Source organism: Proteus sp. PR00208 (genome assembly GCF_016238545.1).
GTDB lineage: Bacteria > Pseudomonadota > Gammaproteobacteria > Enterobacterales > Enterobacteriaceae > Proteus.
Map to the genome: position 1 here is coordinate 100,970 of NZ_JAEHQE010000002.1, position 19,501 is coordinate 120,470.

General features: G+C 35.2%; 18 protein-coding genes, 1 other RNA gene and 1 pseudogene. 11 read left to right on the forward strand and 9 right to left on the reverse strand.

The window, feature by feature from the left end; translation table 11 throughout:
* Window positions 1-193: 193 nt before the first annotated feature.
* Complete coding sequence (trmN, locus tag JEP36_RS02775) at window positions 194-949, reverse strand: tRNA(1)(Val) (adenine(37)-N(6))-methyltransferase TrmN (RefSeq protein ID WP_198625827.1); 756 nt, start codon at window positions 947-949, stop codon at window positions 194-196.
* A gap of 264 nt (window positions 950-1,213) precedes the next feature.
* Here trmN and srmB point away from each other — a divergent pair, with 264 nt between their 5' ends.
* A complete protein-coding gene (gene srmB / locus JEP36_RS02780) occupies window positions 1,214-2,578 on the forward strand; it encodes an ATP-dependent RNA helicase SrmB (RefSeq protein WP_232805398.1) in 1,365 nt (454 codons plus the stop codon).
* A 137-nt stretch (window positions 2,579-2,715) separates the two neighbouring features.
* Here srmB and grcA read toward each other — a convergent pair whose 3' ends face one another.
* Window positions 2,716-3,099: an autonomous glycyl radical cofactor GrcA gene (grcA, locus tag JEP36_RS02785; protein ID WP_023581591.1), complete on the reverse strand. Its 384-nt coding sequence runs from the start codon at window positions 3,097-3,099 to the stop codon at window positions 2,716-2,718.
* Window positions 3,100-3,433: 334 nt separating this feature from the next.
* On the opposite strand from grcA, the gene ung reads away from it, so the two are divergent.
* Window positions 3,434-4,114 (forward strand): uracil-DNA glycosylase, encoded by a 681-nt coding sequence (gene ung, locus JEP36_RS02790; RefSeq protein WP_196534132.1) that lies wholly within the window; start codon window positions 3,434-3,436, stop codon window positions 4,112-4,114.
* 118 nt (window positions 4,115-4,232) lie between these two features.
* On the opposite strand, the gene grpE is transcribed toward ung, so the two are convergent.
* The gene (gene grpE / locus JEP36_RS02795) at window positions 4,233-4,844 is read right to left on the reverse strand and encodes a nucleotide exchange factor GrpE (protein ID WP_160230558.1); all 612 of its coding nucleotides are present in this window, start codon (window positions 4,842-4,844) and stop codon (window positions 4,233-4,235) included.
* A 100-nt stretch (window positions 4,845-4,944) separates the two neighbouring features.
* On the opposite strand from grpE, the gene nadK reads away from it, so the two are divergent.
* From nadK to bamE, 3 genes are all read left to right on the forward strand, one after another.
* Window positions 4,945-5,844 (forward strand): NAD(+) kinase, encoded by a 900-nt coding sequence (gene nadK / locus JEP36_RS02800; RefSeq protein WP_109370993.1) that lies wholly within the window; start codon window positions 4,945-4,947, stop codon window positions 5,842-5,844.
* Between the two features lie 87 nt (window positions 5,845-5,931).
* The gene (gene recN, locus JEP36_RS02805) at window positions 5,932-7,593 is read left to right on the forward strand and encodes a DNA repair protein RecN (RefSeq protein ID WP_109370994.1); all 1,662 of its coding nucleotides are present in this window, start codon (window positions 5,932-5,934) and stop codon (window positions 7,591-7,593) included.
* A gap of 113 nt (window positions 7,594-7,706) precedes the next feature.
* Window positions 7,707-8,069, forward strand: a complete 363-nt coding sequence (bamE, locus tag JEP36_RS02810) for an outer membrane protein assembly factor BamE (RefSeq protein ID WP_198619714.1) — start codon at window positions 7,707-7,709, stop codon at window positions 8,067-8,069.
* Between the two features lie 205 nt (window positions 8,070-8,274).
* Here the strand turns inward: bamE and JEP36_RS02815 are convergent, their stop codons facing one another.
* On the reverse strand, window positions 8,275-8,571 hold the full coding sequence (locus JEP36_RS02815) for an RnfH family protein (protein ID WP_369961909.1): 297 nt from the start codon (window positions 8,569-8,571) through the stop codon (window positions 8,275-8,277).
* Window positions 8,561-8,995, reverse strand: coding sequence for an SRPBCC family protein (locus JEP36_RS02820; protein ID WP_198629852.1), 435 nt, complete (start codon window positions 8,993-8,995; stop codon window positions 8,561-8,563). The genes JEP36_RS02815 and JEP36_RS02820 overlap by 11 nt, the downstream gene beginning before the upstream one ends.
* Window positions 8,996-9,150: 155 nt before the next feature.
* Between JEP36_RS02820 and smpB the strand changes: the two genes are divergently transcribed.
* The 6 genes from smpB to JEP36_RS02850 all read left to right on the forward strand — a co-directional run bounded on the left by smpB (window position 9,151) and on the right by JEP36_RS02850 (window position 14,317).
* Window positions 9,151-9,633, forward strand: coding sequence for an SsrA-binding protein SmpB (gene smpB / locus JEP36_RS02825; RefSeq protein WP_109370996.1), 483 nt, complete (start codon window positions 9,151-9,153; stop codon window positions 9,631-9,633).
* Between the two features lie 59 nt (window positions 9,634-9,692).
* Window positions 9,693-10,059, forward strand: a transfer-messenger RNA (tmRNA) gene (gene ssrA / locus JEP36_RS02830).
* A gap of 502 nt (window positions 10,060-10,561) precedes the next feature.
* Window positions 10,562-11,254 carry a response regulator transcription factor HprR gene (hprR, locus tag JEP36_RS02835; protein ID WP_099074890.1) on the forward strand — a complete coding sequence of 231 codons (693 nt, stop codon included), beginning with the start codon at window positions 10,562-10,564 and terminating at the stop codon, window positions 11,252-11,254.
* A complete protein-coding gene (locus tag JEP36_RS02840) occupies window positions 11,229-12,587 on the forward strand; it encodes a heavy metal sensor histidine kinase (RefSeq protein ID WP_109370997.1) in 1,359 nt (452 codons plus the stop codon). The genes hprR and JEP36_RS02840 overlap by 26 nt, the downstream gene beginning before the upstream one ends.
* Window positions 12,588-12,695: 108 nt before the next feature.
* A complete protein-coding gene (gene msrP / locus JEP36_RS02845) occupies window positions 12,696-13,706 on the forward strand; it encodes a protein-methionine-sulfoxide reductase catalytic subunit MsrP (protein ID WP_098942268.1) in 1,011 nt (336 codons plus the stop codon).
* Window positions 13,706-14,317, forward strand: coding sequence for a protein-methionine-sulfoxide reductase heme-binding subunit MsrQ (locus tag JEP36_RS02850; RefSeq protein ID WP_198625833.1), 612 nt, complete (start codon window positions 13,706-13,708; stop codon window positions 14,315-14,317). The genes msrP and JEP36_RS02850 overlap by 1 nt, the downstream gene beginning before the upstream one ends.
* 113 nt (window positions 14,318-14,430) lie before the next feature.
* Here JEP36_RS02850 and JEP36_RS02855 read toward each other — a convergent pair whose 3' ends face one another.
* The 4 genes and pseudogenes from JEP36_RS02855 to JEP36_RS02865 form a co-directional block, all read right to left on the reverse strand.
* On the reverse strand, window positions 14,431-16,668 hold the full coding sequence (locus tag JEP36_RS02855) for a TonB-dependent hemoglobin/transferrin/lactoferrin family receptor (RefSeq protein ID WP_198629853.1): 2,238 nt from the start codon (window positions 16,666-16,668) through the stop codon (window positions 14,431-14,433).
* 174 nt (window positions 16,669-16,842) lie between these two features.
* A pseudogene (locus JEP36_RS17710) lies at window positions 16,843-16,932 on the reverse strand (hypothetical protein); the annotation flags it as partial.
* 774 nt (window positions 16,933-17,706) lie between these two features.
* Window positions 17,707-18,594 (reverse strand): PhzF family phenazine biosynthesis protein, encoded by an 888-nt coding sequence (locus tag JEP36_RS02860; protein ID WP_198629854.1) that lies wholly within the window; start codon window positions 18,592-18,594, stop codon window positions 17,707-17,709.
* A gap of 67 nt (window positions 18,595-18,661) precedes the next feature.
* On the reverse strand, window positions 18,662-19,243 hold the full coding sequence (locus JEP36_RS02865) for a histidine phosphatase family protein (RefSeq protein WP_196533442.1): 582 nt from the start codon (window positions 19,241-19,243) through the stop codon (window positions 18,662-18,664).
* Between the last annotated feature and the right edge of the window lie 258 nt (window positions 19,244-19,501).

A 19,501-nucleotide genomic window follows, 5' to 3' on the forward strand; every position in this document is an offset into this window, starting at 1 on the left:
AGCGCAAAAATAGTATGAAGTTCAATTCAATCATTATTTTAAGAGATGAATCACAAAAAAATCATCATGATGATCACCCAACCAAAATGCAATCTGCCAATAAAAAAACGATAACACAATGATATTATTTGAATATATACGATTACTTACAACAATATATATTATCTTAAACAAGATATTATTAAATATAGATTTAATAATATAAATAAAAGTCAGTCACCCAAGATTGGAACTTGTCGGTATAGTGCCCTTCATTATTACGAATAATAAGTTCATCTATACTACATGCAACACTGCCTTGATTTTGTCTTTGAAATGCTAACAAAACTCGATGATAAGGCTTATCTGCACTGTCTTTAATATTAACGCGTTTCGCAACATTCCACTCTTTTTTTTCTGCAATTTCAATAAATTGCTCACCAATAGAATAAGGTAATACAACACAGAACAAACCATCTTCGGTGATAAGTGATTGCGCACTATCCAGTAATCCCTCATGCGTTAAAGTTTTGGTATAACGCGCTTGCTCACGAACATCATTACGACAAGCAATTGCTGGCTCAAAATAAGGAGGATTACTAACAATCAAATCATACTTATTTTGCGTTTGCTCTGCATAATGATGAATATCACTATGATGGATATGAATAAATGAATGCCATTGTGACTCCTGAGCATTTTCCGTCGCTTGTAATGCGGCTTTCTCATCAAGTTCAATGCCATCAATACACTCAATTTTAGTCGCTCGTTGAGCTAGCATTAATGCAATTAGTCCACTTCCTGTACCAATATCAAGTGCTCTTTTTACATTATCGATAGGCGCCCAAGCCCCTAATAAAACACCATCTGTACCCACTTTCATTTCACACTTATCATGAGCAACAAAAAATTGTTTAAATGTAAAACCACCTTTGCGTAATCCTGCTTTTTTCACTTTCTTTTGATTCATCTATTGGCTCTATTGATTTGTACAGCAATCTCTTTTTTATTGCTTATCAATCATGTCACGGAAAAAGAGATATATGATAAGATAACGTTTCTACAACCCCTATCTTAACATTAAACTATTTGTATACGATGCACGCTTATTTAGATTAAGCCTAAAAACAACGAATACCTTCGTCTATCGGTAATATATAATGTGATAGCGGTAAATCCTCTGGCTTTTAGCGGGGGATAATGTCAAAATCCGCGCCCTAAACAGAGGTATACAATGACAGCCACGACATTTTCCAGTCTTGAACTTGATGAAAGTTTATTGACCGCATTAGAAGAAAAAGGATATCAACGTCCTACAGCTATTCAAGCAGATGCAATTCCTGCTGCAATGGATGGACGCGATATTTTAGGCTCTGCGCCAACAGGCACAGGGAAAACTGCGGCCTTTTTGCTTCCGGCAATTCAACACTTGCTTGATTATCCACGTAAAAAATCAGGCCCGCCACGTATTCTTATCCTGACACCAACACGCGAACTTGCTATGCAAGTTGCCGAGCAGGCAAAAGAATTATGTGCGCACACACATTTAGATATCGCCACAATCACGGGCGGTGTTGCTTATATGAATCACGCTGAAGTCTTCAGTGAGAACCAAGATATCGTTGTTGCGACAACAGGTCGTTTATTACAGTACATCAAAGAAGAAAACTTTGACTGCCGCGCAGTGGAAATGCTGATTTTAGATGAAGCAGACCGCATGTTAGATATGGGTTTCGCTAACGATATCGAAACTATTGCAGGCGAAACTCGCTGGCGCAAACAGACATTACTGTTCTCTGCAACACTGGAAGGTAATGCGGTTATTGATTTTGCACAGCGCATCCTCAACGAACCTGTTGAGCTTAATGCCGATCCTTCTCGCCGTGAACGTAAAAAAATTCAGCAGTTCTATTATCATGCTGATAATCTTGAACATAAAACAGCGTTACTTGCTGCATTACTTAAGCAAGACGATGTTAAAAAATCGATTGTCTTTGTTCGTAAAAGAGAGCGTGTAAGAGAGCTTGTCACTGCGTTAGAAAAACAAGGTATTAAATGCAGCTACCTTGAAGGTGAAATGGCGCAAACACAGCGTAACGATGCAATCAAACGTTTAGAATCAGGCAAAATGAATGTGCTTGTTGCCACAGACGTTGCTTCTCGTGGTCTTGATCTAGATGATATCACACACGTTTTCAACTTTGACTTACCTCGTACTGCGGATGTTTACTTGCATCGTATTGGTCGTACAGGACGTGCGGGCCGTAAAGGTATCGCAATTTCATTAGTTGAAGCTCATGATCACCCATTATTAGGGAAAATTGGCCGTTACGTTCAAGAGCCAATTAAATATCGTGTTGTTGCTGAACTACGTCCAGAAACCAAAGCACCAAGCCTGAAAGCAACATTCAAACCTTCTAAAAAAGTACTTGCTAAACGCAAAGCGAAAAAAGAAGAAGAGAAAAAAGCAGTTAAAGAAAAAGTGCGAACTCGCGATCGTAAAAATATTGGTAAACGTCGCAAAGCAGTTGCTGAACATACAGAAAAAAATGTTGCACCTACTGCACCAGTAAAAGAAACGAATACTAATAACGAATAATCTGTGCTCTTTCTGAACCTATAAAAAAACCGTAGCTATATAATATAGTTACGGTTTTTTATTTTTTTCTTTTGTATAGAAAAAAAGCCCGATATTTTCATATCGAGCTTATTATTAACTTATTACTTTAGTGAAAATTACAGACTTTCTGTGAAAGTACGAGTAATAACATCACGTTGTTGTTCTGGAGTCAGTGAGTTAAAACGCACAGCATAACCAGAAACACGAATAGTTAATTGAGGATATTTCTCAGGATTGTTAACAGCATCTTCCAGTGTTTCACGGCTTAATACGTTAACGTTAAGGTGTTGACCACCTTCTACACGAACAACCGGTTTAGATTCTACAGGCACTTCACGATATTCGATATTGCCTAACTCTTTACGGTTAATCACTTGGCCTTCTTCAAAACCTTTTTTAGCACAGATGCAACGAGCTTCGCCGTTTTCATCATCTAATAACCAGAAAGAGTGTAATAAATCGTCGTTATCAGCTTTAGTAATTTGGATACCAGTAATCATTTCGACCTCCAATTTGGGCACAAAATCAAATTCCAATCTCATATCAGAACTTGGGTATTTGGTCTAACCAATGTTTCTGTCTACTTATATACCAGTATAAATGACGCCATTCTTTGATAAATATCAACAAAATTCATAAGCACTTTATCCAATAGGGTGCAAAGTGTTGTTTTAAATCAATAATCATTCATCACTGATTTGCAATTTTTTTTGTAAATTTTCAAATAAAAGTTGATAGCTCAATTAATTTTTATTTTTAGCCCGTAATATTTTCATTCCCTTGATGAAATCGGTAAGCTTAGACACTATAAGATATCAACAAGGATTTTAGGTTATGACTACACCATTAACTTGGCATGATGTGATAGGCGCTGAAAAAGAAAAGCCTTACTTTCATCAAATTATGTTTCAAGTCGCACAACAAAGAGCCGCTGGTAAAATTGTTTATCCTCCTCAAGAAGATATTTTTAATGCTTTTCGTTTTACGCCTTTTGATAATGTGAATGTAGTTATTTTGGGGCAAGATCCTTATCACGGCCCTAATCAAGCACATGGACTCTCTTTTTCAGTACGACCAGGCGTGCCAGCACCACCTTCATTAGTCAATATGTATAAAGAACTAGAAAAAGAATACCCTGATTTTAAACGCCCTAACCACGGCTATTTAGAAAGCTGGGCAAAACAAGGTGTTTTATTACTTAATACCGTATTGACGGTAGAGAAAGGCCAAGCACATTCTCACGCTAACTATGGTTGGGAAATCTTTACTGACGCAGTAATCGAACAGATCAATCAGCGTAGAGATGGGGTTATTTTCTTACTTTGGGGCGCTCATGCTCAGAAAAAAGGACGTTTTATTGATACAAATAAACACGTTATTTTAAAAGCACCTCATCCATCCCCGCTTTCTGCTCATAGAGGCTTTTTAGGTTGTGGTCATTTTAAACAAGCCAACGATATTTTACAGCAGCAAGGCCGCAAACCAATCAATTGGCATCTTGATCCCATTGAATAAAATTCCCCTATAAAACATAAAACCGCACAATAACAAGAATATTGAATAATCTTCGTATTGTGCGGTTTACTTTATCTACATGTAATAACTCATGTGATAACGAATGTTTTAATCAATGTTATTTAGAAACGATAACCATAGCTGGGCGCAGTAAACGGCCGTTTAAGGTGTATCCTTTTTGCATAACATCAACAACATGATTAGAGTCATGTGCTGGGCTATCAATTAAAGTCATCGCTTGGTGAACTTCAGGGTTAAATACCACATTTTTTTCTTCAACCACTTCAATGCCAAATTTATGAACAGCATCTAAGAATGATTTCAGCGTTAACTCTAACCCTTCAATCATAGGTTTTAGCGATTCATTTTCATGATCAGCCGCAGATAAAGCACGCTCTAAATTATCAAGTACAGGCAGTAACTCATTAGAAAATTTCTCAAGCGCAAATTTATGTGCTTTCTCAACATCTTGTTGAGTACGGCGACGAATGTTCTCAACTTCAGCTTGAGCACGGATCATTGCTTCACGCTCTGTCTTTTGAGATTGCTCAAGTTGTTTTTCAAGAGAATCAACACGCGCTAATGCTTCCACTAATTCAGCTTGAGCATTAAAGTCCGCTTGTGCTTCTTCGGTCATTGTTGGCTCTTGAGACTCATTCATTGCAGATCCCATTCCTTCTTTTTCTTTTGAGGCTTGCTCTTCATGTACATTTTGTTCTTTACTACTCATGAACATCTCCGCGTAGTTTTGGTATTCATCTTCATATTTAGTTTATTATGGGGATCAATAAACGGGTTTCAAGGAATTGGCGCAAAACGAGGGTAAAAAAATGCCAGATAATACCGTAACAGAAGAAAAACACTTTAAATGCATTGGCATTGTCGGCCATCCCCGTCATCCTGAAGCAATTTCAACGCATGAAATGCTCTATCATTGGCTATTGGCTCAAGGTTATGACGTTATTATTGATACACAAGTTGCTCAAGAACTAAAACTAGAAAATGCACAAACAGGTGATTTAACACAAGTGGGTAAAGTTGCTGATCTTGTCATTGTTGTTGGTGGTGATGGCAATATGCTTGGCGCTGCGCGCGTTTTATCTCGCTATAACATTAAAGTAATTGGCGTTAACCGAGGTAATTTAGGTTTTCTTACCGATCTCGACCCTGATAATGCCTTACAGCAATTAACCAATGTGTTAGCTGGGCACTATCATGAAGAAAAGCGTTTTTTACTTGAAGCACGCGTCTATGCTGAAGGTCAAAGAAATCGCATTGGTACAGCAATCAATGAAGTCGTGCTTCATCCTGGCAAAGTTGCTCATATGATCGAGTTTGAAGTTTACATTGATGATCGTTTTGCTTTCTCTCAACGTTCTGATGGCTTAATTATCGCAACACCAACAGGATCAACGGCCTATTCACTCTCTGCCGGTGGTCCTATTTTAACACCCAATCTTGATGCTATTGCGCTTGTGCCTATGTTTCCACATACCTTGTCAGCACGCCCTTTAGTTATCAGCAGTGATAGCCAAATTCGCTTAAAATTCTCACAAACAAATATCGATTATGAAGTCAGTTGCGATAGCCAATTAGTGTTACCCATTAAAGAAGGTGATGAAGTTATTATTAAGAGAAGTCGTCAAAAACTCAATTTAGTTCATCCGACTGATTACAATTATTTTAATACGCTCAGCTCAAAATTAGGTTGGTCGAAAAAAATGTTTTAATTTTTGTGCCTCACTACTTTACTGTATAAAAAACCAGTTTATACTGTATGTAATTACAGATATGTTTTTATACACAGGAGAGGCACTATGCTGACTCAATTAACCATTAGTCATTTTGCCATAGTCCGTGAACTTGAAATCGATTTTTCTGGTGGCATGACCACCATTACAGGCGAAACTGGCGCAGGTAAGTCTATTGCAATTGATGCACTAGGTTTATGTTTAGGTAACCGTGGTGATGCCAATATGGTGCGCCCAGGTGCAACTAGAGCCGATTTATGTGCACGATTCTCACTCTCTGACACGCCATCAGCACAACGTTGGCTTGAAGAACATCATCTTGATGATCATAATGAATGCCTATTAAGAAGAACTATCTCTGCTGATGGGCGTTCTCGTGGTTTTATCAACGGCACTTCCGTACCACTTTCACAATTAAGAGAGCTTGGTTCTTTACTTATCCAGATCCATGGACAACATGCTCACCAACAACTTCTAGAGCCTCGCTATCAAAAACAACTGCTTGATATCTATGCCCATGAACCGGCTTTATTAAAAAGCATGAAGTCGGCTTATCAAACATGGCATCAAAGTTGCCAAACTTTAGCCGCTTTTCAACAACTCTCTTTAGAACGAGAAGCAAGGCAACAACTGGTTGATTACCATTTAAAAGAACTCAATGAATTTCAACCAGTACAAGGCGAATACCCAGAATTAGATCAAGAATATAAACGTCTTTCTAACTGCGGGCAATTTTTGACTTTAAGCCAAAATAGCTTACAAATTTTAAGCGATAACGAAGAGCAAAATATTTTAAGTATGCTCAATGTGGCTAAACATGAAATTGCTGAACTGACCTCTATGGAAAGTCAGTTCAATTCACTATTAGAGATGCTGGAAGAAGCTACTATTCAAATTAGTGAAGTGAGTGATGAACTTCGTCATTATAGCGATCGCTTAGAGATGGATCCTAATCGCTTATTTGAAGTTGAAAAACGCATGTCTAAGTACATCAGTTTGTCACGCAAACATCGTGTCGCACCTGAAGAATTATACGATCTTCATCAGCAATTAATTGAAGAAAAAAATGCCCTACTTCGTCAAAATGATGATTGTGACGCTTTAATAGAACAAGTTAAAGCTGACCATTTAATTGCATTAGATGTCGCAAAACAGTTACATCAGGTTCGCCAGCAGTATGCGAATGAATTAAGCCAGCTTATCACCAACAGTATGCATCAATTATCAATGCCTCATGGCTATTTTACTGTTGATACTCATTTTGATGATAGCTCACTGCAAATCGATGGTGCCACAAAAGTTGAATTTAATGTCACTACAAACCCAGGACAACCGCATCAAGCCCTTTCTAAAGTTGCTTCTGGTGGTGAATTATCACGTATTGCACTTGCAATCCAAGTGATCACGGCGAAGAAAATGGATACGCCTGCTCTTATTTTCGATGAAGTTGATGTTGGTATCAGTGGTCCTACTGCTGCTATTGTGGGTAAATTATTACGCGAATTGGGTGAATCAACTCAAGTAATGTGTGTCACTCACTTACCTCAAGTCGCGGGTTGTGGTCATCAACACTATTTTGTCAATAAAGAGACAAATGGTGAAGAAACTGAAACAACCATGAAACTATTATCGAAAAAAGAACGTCTACAAGAGCTAGCTCGTTTATTAGCAGGTAGTGAAGTCACCAAAAATACCTTAGCAAATGCGAAAGATTTGTTGGCTGCATAACGATTAACAAACTTTTATTGATATTTAGGGTCATAGGCAGAGCGTGAAAGGTTTTCAATTGCTGCGTTGTCGATTATCATCGTCACTATGACCCTAAAAGGAATGTAATAACCATGCGTTTTAAACTGTTAAAAGTTGCCGCCTTATCTTTAGTCGTAATGACTTCAGGTTGCTCTATGTTCGAGAGACTGGTTTATCACCCAGATATCAATCAGGGAAATTATTTAACGCCAGCCGAAGTCGCAAAAGTTCAGCAAGGAATGACACAGCAGCAAGTTCAATTTGCCCTTGGTACGCCAATGCTAAAAGATCCTTTCGGAAGCCAGACTTGGTATTATGTTTTCCGTGAAGAGCCTGGTCATCAGAAAGTACGTCAAGAGACTCTTACCCTGACTTTTGATAGCAATGGCATACTGACTAAGATTGATAAACAAGGCAATATGCCTAACTTCTCAGCACCTGAAACAAAATCGTAATGCGATAACAGCGCTAAGAAAGCTTAGTTTTGTATAGATTGGCAAAAACGAATTGCACCCCATACGTTAGATTTGACGTTGGGGTGTGTTTTTATAAAGAGAAATTGCTTTATAACAGTGTTGTCTTGTATTGTGTCTGTCTGTAATCAAACGGCCTATCAATGCAATATATGATGCTCACCCCTATTGGGCAAAAAGCATAATATTAATCCGCTTTTTGTCGCGCTTTCTCAGCACGTTTACGACGCATTTCTTTAGGATCGGCAATTAAAGGTCGATAAATTTCAACTCTATCACCGTCTCGCACATTATCGCTTAACTTTGCTGGTCGACTATAAATACCCACTTTATTCTTAGTCAAATCAATATCATTACAAATCGTTAAGATATTTGAAGCAATAATGGCTTGTTCAACAGTATCCCCTAATGTTAGTTCCACAGGGATAAGGTACTGTTTGTCAGGTAACGCATAGGTTACCTCTACCCATATTTTAGTCACGATAGATCTCTTTCGCTCTGTGAGTAAACGCCTGCACCATATTGTTCGTTAAATCCTTAAAAATACGACCAAAGGCTAACTCAATTAATTTATTGGTAAACTCAAAGTCTAGCTGAAACCCTATCTTACACGCATTATCATCAAGTGCGGTAAACACCCATCCCCCAGTTAATTTACGAAAGGGACCATCAACAAGACGCATATCCACACGTTCATTTGTCTTTAAAAAATTATGGGTAGTAAATGTTTTACTGATCCCTGCTTTAGAGACATTTATTGATGCAATCATTTCTTCTGGTGTGCTTTTGATCAGTTTACTTCCAACGCATCCTGGTAGAAAATCAGGATAAGTAAGAACATCATTAACCAGTTTAAACATTTGCTCTGTACTAAAAGGGACAAGAGCAGATCGACTAATCTGAGGCATAGTTATTCCTGTACGACAACACTGCGCGGATCATATCATTGAACAGTGACTAATTAAAAATCTAATGGAATATAGCTTAAGTTTTATGCAATTGAAAAGAAAACAGTCGGTTAAATGATTTCTTTCTATTGCTCATACAGTATAATGTGGACATTATGACAAAGAAAAAATCACACAAACCTGGTTCTGCGACCATTGCGTTAAACAAACGTGCTCGCCATGAATATTTCATCGAAGATGAGATAGAAGCGGGCTTGGCGCTCCAAGGCTGGGAAGTTAAATCACTGCGAGCCGGTAAAGCAAACATCAGTGATAGCTATGTTATCATGCGTGATGGCGAAGCTTATCTTTTTGGTGCAACTATTACGCCTTTAAATGTTGCATCAAGCCATGTCGTTTGTGATCCGACACGTACCCGTAAACTATTATTAAAACAGCGTGAACTTGATAACCTTTATGGTCAAATCAACCGTGATGGTTATACCGTTGTTGCACTTTCTCTTTATTGGAAAAACGCTTGGTGCAAAATCAAAATTGGTGTTGCAAAAGGTAAAAAAGATCACGATAAACGTGAAACCATTAAAGATCGTGAGTGGAAATTAGACAAAGCACGTATTATGAAAAATGCTAACCGCTAAATTGCGTTAAGTACTAGCAATGACAAGTATTTTTCTGATATACTCGCTGTCAACAACTTGGGGCTGATTCTGGATTCGACGGGATTTGCGAAACCCAAGGTGCATGCCGAGGGGCGGTTGGCCTCGTAAAAAGCCGCAAAAAAGATAGTCGCAAACGACAATCAATATAAAGCACTAGCAGCTTAATAACCTGCTTTGAGCCCTCTCTCCCTAGCTTCCGCTCTTAAGACGGGGATAAAGAGAGGTCAAACCCAAAAGAGATCGCGTGGATGCCTAGCTTGGGGTTGAAGCGTTAAACTTAATCAAGCTAGCTTATTCATGGCGCGTCTGTCCGCAGTGGGTAAGTGAAATTAAAGATAGACTAAGCATGTAGTACCGAGGATGTAGAAATTTCGGACGCGGGTTCAACTCCCGCCAGCTCCACCAAATTTGGTGGGTCAGTGATAGGACAACGGTTTCAAAAACAATAAGTTAGCGAAATCGACAGAACTACACACTGACAATAAAAAGACTTTAAAGTGCACGCCCAATGCACGTGCATTTTAAAGTTTAGAAAAGCTCACTTCGGTGGGCTTTTTTAGTTTCAATGACCAAGCAAATACATTCTTCCTCTTCAACTTTTATAGCATATTCATCATAAATTATTGCTAAACCCTAGCCGCATACATATAAGTTCTACAATTTTTTCTTAAGAATGAAAATACAAAAACGAGTAAATCTACTGTCATAAAAAATTTCTGGAATAAAATTAGTTACTTACTCTTTTACATAAAAGCTATTTAATAACAATGTTATGAGTCTCTAAAATCTATTATTACAAGGTCATTTTTAGTAAAAACTATCATATTTAATTAGCTCTATTAATCCTATATATGACTGGTTTAAAATAATACAAAATACCTATTCTAAAGAGTTTAAGAGGATCATAATGAAAATACTCTTAATTGAAGATCACGAAAAAACAGCCAATTGGGTTAAAAAAGGGCTAGAAGAAGCTGGATATACTATTGATATTACGAATGATGGTCGTGATGGCCTCTATTTAGCATTAGAAAATGATTACAAATTGATTATTCTTGATATCATGCTTCCCGGAATGAACGGTTGGAATATTTTAAAAATATTACGCACATCAAAGTCAGTCCCTGTGATTTGTTTAACAGCAAGGGATGCTATAGATGACCGAGTTAAAGGATTAGAATTAGGTGCAAACGATTATTTAGTAAAACCTTTCTCATTTTCAGAATTATTGGCAAGGGTCAAAAATCAATTAAGAGTTCAAAAAAATATTTCAACAATTATTGAAATTGCTGACTTAAAAATCAATTTATCTCGTCATGAAGTGGAGCGTAATAATATACAGATCCCAATGACTCGCCAAGAATATTCTTTATTACTTTTTTTTGCTTTACATATTAATGAAATATTACCAAGGACATTAATTGCAAGCGAGATTTGGGGAATTAACTTTGATAGTGATACTAATATTGTAGATGTTGCTATCCGTCGTTTACGAAAAAAAATTGATGATGGATTTGAAATCAAATTAATCGAAACGGTTAGAGGAATGGGATATAGGTTAAATGGAGTCAATAATGAAAACAAAATCACTGAGATTTAAAATTATCTTTTTATTTATCATATTGATGATTGCAAATGCAGGTTTTATGTCTTTAACGCTTTATCAATCGCTTAAAAATGAATTAATATCTCGTGATAATAACTTACTTGTAAATCGTGCAGACCAATTAGTAAAGTTAATTAATAGTGGAATTGATATCAAAACATTACCTATCTATTTTCAACGTATGATGGATATGCAACAAGATATTATTTATATTACGGATGCTAATAATAAAATTTTAGTTGATACTAATTCAGATATTTTATTTGCAGATCATCTAAAAACCACTGATACAAAGAATATAGATTTAAACATGATTACCTCCTGGGAAACAGAATCAGGTGTTCCTGTTTCGGCTATTAACTTTACAATAGAATCACCAATAGGTGTGCTAAATGTAGTGATCGCCAAAGCATCCTTTGTGCGCATCAGTATGCTAAGCGAATATTTAAGTAAAATATTGATTATCTCATTAGCTTCTATTTTATTTATGGGAATATTAAGTTTTTGGTTAATTAAACATGGATTGAGAGATATCCGTTTTCTTAGCCAAATTACGGCTAAAACAGACATACATACTCTTAGCCAAACCATAAATATCTCACAACTTCCCAATGAACTGAAAAGTTTAGGTGACTCATTAAATATAATGAGAAAAAGGTTAAAAAATGATTTTGTAAAGCTAACTCAATTAGCCGATGACTTGGCTCATGAACTCAGAACCCCCATTAACGCTATAAAAGTTCAAAATGAAATTATGTTACAACGCTCTCGTAGCGTAGAAGAATATGAATCAATTATTATTAGTAATATTGAAGAACTGGATAAACTTGCAAAAATAATTGAAAATATTTTATTTATCGCTCGTGCTGAAAATAAAAATATCATTTTAAATAGAGAAAGCTTGGATTTATCGGATCTAATTGATGAAATTTATAACCTATTTTCATTTTATGCAGAAGAAAAACAGATTACCTTATTAAAAGAGCCTACAACATTAACAGTTAGTGCAGATCACTTACTTTTTACTCGCATATTAATGAACCTCATATCAAATGCAATTAAATATTCTCCCGCTAATACACAAGTCGTCACTCAATGTAAAAAAGAAAAAAATCAGTTACTGATTTGTATCAGTAATATTGGTGATGAATTGAATCAACATGAACAAATATTTACTCGTTTTTGGCGTGGTGATAATGCAAGAACAACAGATGGAAATGGCTTAGGCTTATCAATTGTGCAAGCGATTATGACATTACATGAGGGTAAAGTCAGTTACGAGCGTATTGGAAAACATAATGTATTTATTTTAACCTTTCCATGCTAATTACGCGATATGACAAAATTGTCATCTTTTTGTCAGCTTTTTTATAAAACATCTCTGCATAATTAATTTATCAATCAAATATCTTCTTAATTATGTAGAGGTAACATCATGAAAAAAAACAGGAAAAACAACCTATCAGAAATTACACCTGAATCTGTTTTTATGATGAAACGACGTAATTTACTAAAATTATTAGGCATCGGCGCTGCTGGAATAGCGGTTTCATCCACTGTAAAAGCCGATTTATTTTCATGGCTTACTGAAGATAACAAACCAACAACACCAAAATCATCCCGTAAAGAATTACAATTTATTCAACCTGAAGAATATCAATCTTCATTGCAATTAACTCATGAAGATAAGGTAATTGGATATAACAATTTCTATGAATTTGGCCTTAATAAATCCGATCCTGCTAAGTATGCACACACAATGAAAACAGAAGAATGGACATTAACTATTGATGGTGAAGTTAATCGCCCACTTACTTTAAACTTAGACGATATTAATCATAAATTTCAATTAGAAGAACGTATCTATCGTATGCGTTGTGTTGAAGCATGGTCGATGGTCATTCCCTGGGTCGGTTTTCCATTAGCGAGCTTACTTTCTTTGGTTGAGCCCAATAGTCGTGCAAAATATGTTGCCTTTGAAACGCGTTATGCACCACAGGAGATGCGCGGACAAGATAGTCGCTTCATTGGCGGCGGTTTACAATACCCGTATGTCGAGGGATTAAGACTCGATGAAGCGATGAATCCACTCACATTATTGGCGACAGGGGTATATGGAAAATCCTTGCCAAACCAAAATGGTGCACCTATTCGCCTTGTTGTTCCGTGGAAATATGGATTTAAGGGGATCAAATCCATTGTCAAAATTCGTTTAACTGAGTCAATCCCACCAACAACGTGGAATCTTTCAGCACCGCATGAATATGGTTTTTATGCAAATGTTAATCCAGATGTTAGCCATCCTCGTTGGTCACAAGCAACAGAACGCTTTATAGGCACAGGTGGATTAGGTCAAGTTACAAGACAACCAACATTATTGTTCAATGGCTATGGCGACCAAGTCGCACATTTATATAAAGATTTAGATTTGCGGAGAAATTTTTAATGCAACCAATATATGGAATAAAAGTTAAGTTATTAAAAACCATATTCCATCTTATTGGTTTATTGGCTTTCACTTGGCTTATTTATACAATTTATACGCAAAATTTCAGCGCAGATCCTTCAAAAGATATTCAGCATTTTACTGGAATTACAACGTTACGTTTATTAATTATATTAGCTCTGATCCCTATGGTTGCCTTTTACTTAAAATTAAACACATTATTTCAAGTAAGAAAACTATTAGGATTATGGTGTTTTTTTTGGGCTAATTTACATTTAGCAAGTTATCTGCTACTTGAAATAGGTTGGGAAAATATTACTTTCTTTTTTAGCGAAGTTTTTTCCCGTATTTATCTTATTATAGGCGCTTTATGTTGGATAATTTTATTATTGATGGCTATAAGTTCATTTGATTGGTTAAAAAATAAATTTAATCAAGAATGGAAAAGAATACATAGTCTGTTTTATCCACTCTTATTATTAGTCTGTATTCATTATTTTTTATCATTAAAATCGCCAACACCAGAGCCTATTATTTATCTAATTATTATTGGATTAACTTACCTTTTTCGCTTTTGGCAACAGAAAAAAAACAAATCAACTAATATATAAAATAGCCTACCCACCAATTTAATTCTAATATTATATAAATGATCTTGTTAAAGCCTCATTTAAGAGGCTTTAACAAATTGTAATAAACTAAATAGTTGCCTATCAATTCAGTATTAGAAATACAATGATATATCCATAGAAAAATTACGCCCAGGAGCAGTAAAACGTTGTAAACCAAGACGATCACGATCTATTTGATTTGTTGTACCAAATTCTGGCAGACTTCTTAATGCATCCCAAGTACTATATTTTCTATTAAATAAATTAAAAACCCCAGCACGTAATACAATATTTTTATTTACATTATAGTAAGCTGTTGTGTCAAATATAGTATAAGAATCACTAAGATATGGCCATTCACGACCATTCCGTATTGCTTGATTACCTTCTTTTCGTGCTGAATAAGTCATAAATATCCCTGCACCATATTTTTTATCCGCATTATCATAAGATAAGGAAGAAACCCATTTAAAAGGTTGTACAGAAAGTAATGAATCTCCAGAAGCATCTTTTCCGCGTGTATAATTAAATGTATTACGCAATATATATGTATTATCTAAGCCGAATATTTTAGAAAGCCGAATTTCATTCGTTAGCTCAAAACCATAAACGTATGCTGAGGCAACATTACTATATTGAAGATGATTTTGTGGTAATGTTGGCTTATTCCAATAACTATCGCCCATATTAGGATCATACCACGGATTAGGAACTTGTTTTTCGCTCTGCTTAAGATCAATAAAGTTATTGTATTTAGTATAATATACATTTACTTTATTAAATAATTTATCATTATTATAACTTAATGATATTTCATTACTTAATCCTTTTTCTTGCTTTAAATTAGGGTTAGGCTCTAAGCGATTACGAGCATCATTACCTCCATAATCAAAATAAAGCTCTTGAGCTGTTGGAATACGAAAACCCTGCCCAATTTTATATTGGAAAGTATAATTTGGTGTTATGTTATAACTGGTTGATAATGCCAAAGATAAAGCCTGATAATGATTATCAGTGAGATCGCTATCTTTCGCTAAAGATAATTTAGCATTATCTGTATGATGAGAAACATTATCATATCTACTGCCTAAAACTACATTTAATTTGTCATCAAACATTTTTATTTCATCAACAAAAGCAATACTAATATCTTGAGTATATACAGGTCTGATGATGCTATAATTAGATTGATAAGGAACTTTAGGCTTTCCTAGATATTTAGTATCTATATTTTTATTGTTAAGTGTTTTTGTAGAATATGAAGTTCGTAGTGCTAATGAGTGCGTTGTATTAAATAAAGATAATGGCATTAATACTATTTCATTATTAATAAACCTACCATATTGAATGATATTCCTACTATTTTCTTCAAAAATATCATAATAATGACCATTATAATGTTCATCAAACGTAGAGCTAAATGCTTTTTGTTCTATTTTTTGCCAATTAAAGCTTGTCGTCATACTGTCAATATATCTTTCTGGAGTCCACGTATCAGAGAGTGTATATCTAATTCTTTTTGATAAATCATCACCAGTACGATAATAGGAAGAAAATAAGTACCAAGATTTTTCATCTGTATATGTTTTACCCTCACTGTATTCAAAAGTAGCACCTATTTTATGGTTTTGAATACCTAATAGATTAATTTTTGATAGTAAAGAATGACGCGTTTTTTCTTGAGGATCTGGTGTTCCCCTAGCAGAACCGAATATATCATTTTCATGTTTATAATTATTAGTTTCATGCCCATTACGATAAACATATAAGAGCATCCCTTCTACATCTTGTTGGGAAGTTGCAATACCTATCGTTTGCATTTTTTCATTATTTTTAGAAGTATAAACACTACGAGAAACAAATCCCCAATTACCTTCACTAATCAAATCCGCAGGATCTTTAGTAATGTATTTTACAGCCCCTCCTAATGCTCCACTACCTGAAAATATAGAATCAGCACCCTTAGATATAATTACAGACTTTAAATGTTCTGTTTCGATATCATTCATACTTCCATTAAAATAACCATAACCTTTATAAATGGTATTATCGAAGGTTTCTGCTTGAGGGATATCATCAACCTGTATAGCAACACGATCTTTATCAACACCTCTTATTGCATATCCATTATTACCAAAACGTCCTTCGGATGAGACACCGACACCAGGAAGATGGCGAACAATATCTTCCATGCTAAATATTAAATTTTTTTCCAATTGTTCTGAATTTAATGTTTTTTCATTAATTTTTTCTTCTTTTTTTTCAATCACATAAAGAACATCTTCAGATATAGCTTTATTATTAAAAAAAACTATCGAGGTAACAACTAGATAGAGTAACGTTTTTTTCATAAACACTCCTTAATTAATGTATTGAATGATAATTATAATCATTATCATTCAATTCAATAAAAGGAATTGTAATACAATTGAAAATTTAGTTGTTTTATCTAATTAATAACAAATTAATTATATTTATGTTTACATATATTAATTTAAATGCATTCTTTAAGAATAAAAAAGCACAAAATCATAAGTTGCAGTCTTAACCTCAATTGCCTCTTCCATACCTTTAATAATTAAATCAGCTAATTCACTCCAACTCATATGGCGTAGCCATTATATATCGCCATTACTTTTAACTATCTGTTTATGTTGTTTTATGAAAATCACTGGTAAGCCTATTACAAACGTCAAGATATGTCTGATAAACGGGCTTATCATCGAACAACACTCTATCACCATCATTGAAACCATCAATCTCATTACTTGCGAAAAGGAGAGAACTGGTAATCAACAATATATACCCCCATAGACCCTGTTTTTACTGTTACCCATACTGTTCCTTGGTTTTCGATTTTGAATTGCTAATACAAAGAAATTTCCACCGTTCTGTAGAAATTTCTTTTATCCATATACCGTAGTCACATCGGCCAAATTGGTTAGTGCTAAGGCCCGGTGATGTGATCTCATATTCAGTTTGAATATCAAAATACCCACAATGATATTTCTTTATGGCAGAAAAATAGGTACTGCCAAGGTAATGTAACGACATCTAAAGCTAATGTCACAGGAAGTAATACTCGGGCAATTTTTTCCCCAAACGAGTTTAATTTAGTATGATTAATTTAACACAACTCACCAAACTAGATTTACGTTGGAACAACTTCACCAAAGAACCATCAATAATAAAAAAATTAAGAAATAATGGATGTATTGTCTTTATATAAAAATTAACTAATTAATTATATATCTATTCTCGACTATAAAAATAATTTTCCAGTGCTTCTTCCTATTTTAGGATAGATACACTGGATTTATTTTATAGCTAGGATCAAATCGGATTTCAATTTTAAATAAGTTTTCGAAATTAAAAATCTTTTATTTTCTCTAAAGAGTAATAATCTTCGTGCCTATCATTGTCGCTTTTCCACCTACTCTCACTCGACTAATTGTATTTTCCGTTGAATCAATAATAACGTGAATAAGAGAGGAACATTGCATTGCACGCCCTTGCTCTAATAAAAAATGTGTTTGATAAGGGAAAACATGCTTAACAAGATAGCAGCCTAAAGCGCCACTAGAACTCCCTGTCGCAGATTCTTCATTGATGCCATATAAAGGTGCAAAATTACGGCAATGAGCAGTAATTTCTTTATCTTGACTAAGTTCAAAAACATGAAAACCGATAGTATTAAATTCACGGCTTAAGTTTGCAATCGCTTCAAAATTAGGTTTTAGCGTATCTAATTTCCCAAATTGTACAGGGATCAAAATATCAGGTAGTCCCGTTGAAAATATCTCAATGGGTAAGCCTGTTTCTGAAATAGTTTCGCAATTTATTCCCAGTGCAGCAGCCACTGCATCGATATTTGGAGCTTGACGTGAAACAGGTAGTGTTTGCTCCATAACGATATTTTCAGCATTAATTGCGACACTTAGAATACCTGCTTTCGTTTTTTGTGTGTAATGACCAGAAGCCAATAAGTTGAGTGAAGATAAAGTGAAAAATACCGCTAATGTCGCATGACCGCAAAAATCGACCTCACCTTCAGGAGTGAAAAAATCAACCTTAAAATCCGTCTCTTCACCTTGATAAACAAAAGCTGTTTCAGAAAATCCGACTTCTTTAGCGATGGTAATTTTCTGTTCATCACTTAATTTAGGAGGATTAATTACCACGCCAGCAGGATTGCCACCTTTATTATTTCGAGTAAATGAGTTTATAAGGTGTACTTTGATCTCGTGCTCTACTGAGCGTATAGCTTCATTTTGCATATATTTCCCGCATTGCTTCGAATAGCATTAAATCTGTGTGTAAAAATAGAGTGTTATAAAATACGCATTAATTAGGGCAAACTTCTGACACGCCATCTAGCCCTTGTTGTCTTTGTTCAAATACGACGCTTTTTTTATCCCCTTCTCGGATAATTTTTAAGATATAAATACTATCAAAATCACTACTTTTCCATTTAGGAATTAATTTAGGATCGCCTCCCTCTTGTTTCATAATATCTCGCGCAACCTTGGTTAAATTATCATGCTCCCAGGCAATAAAAATAACCGAGTTTTCATACTGTCGACTTAACAGTTCCTCTCGTAATGCTTTTATCTCTTTAGCGTGATATTGAAGATGAATAGGCAATGAGGTTTTAATAGCGATAGGTGAAATCGTTTGGAGTGAACGCAATGAATTCCCTAACTTACTCTGTTTAGGTGCCGCGGCGAATAATGCATCAGGTTTGCCAAATTGATTTATAAGCACATCGGGTAGGGCTAATGCTCTATTTAACCCTTTACAGGTCAGTTGCCCACTATCATTATCAGGTTTTTCACCATGTCTTATAAAAACCAGTGTTTGATCGGAATACGCCATATGACTAAATCCTAGAATAAATACGCTCAAAAATATAAATACACTGCGCATACAGCGTTACCTTTAAGTCAATTGAGTATAAGAAATATGGGAAATTAAAACACATCTAATATTAACCATAAACTCACTGAGTTTAAGTCACTCAGTCTATCATAGCCAAAAGTGTTTCAGCGGTGAGCAAATCTTAGATAGCGCATATTTAGCCACTTTTATACTCTATTGACCTTTATTCTACCTTCTAAACGCCTCAAAACTAATTAACAAATATTAAAATCAATCAAACAATTGTTAACAAAAAATAAAGGATTT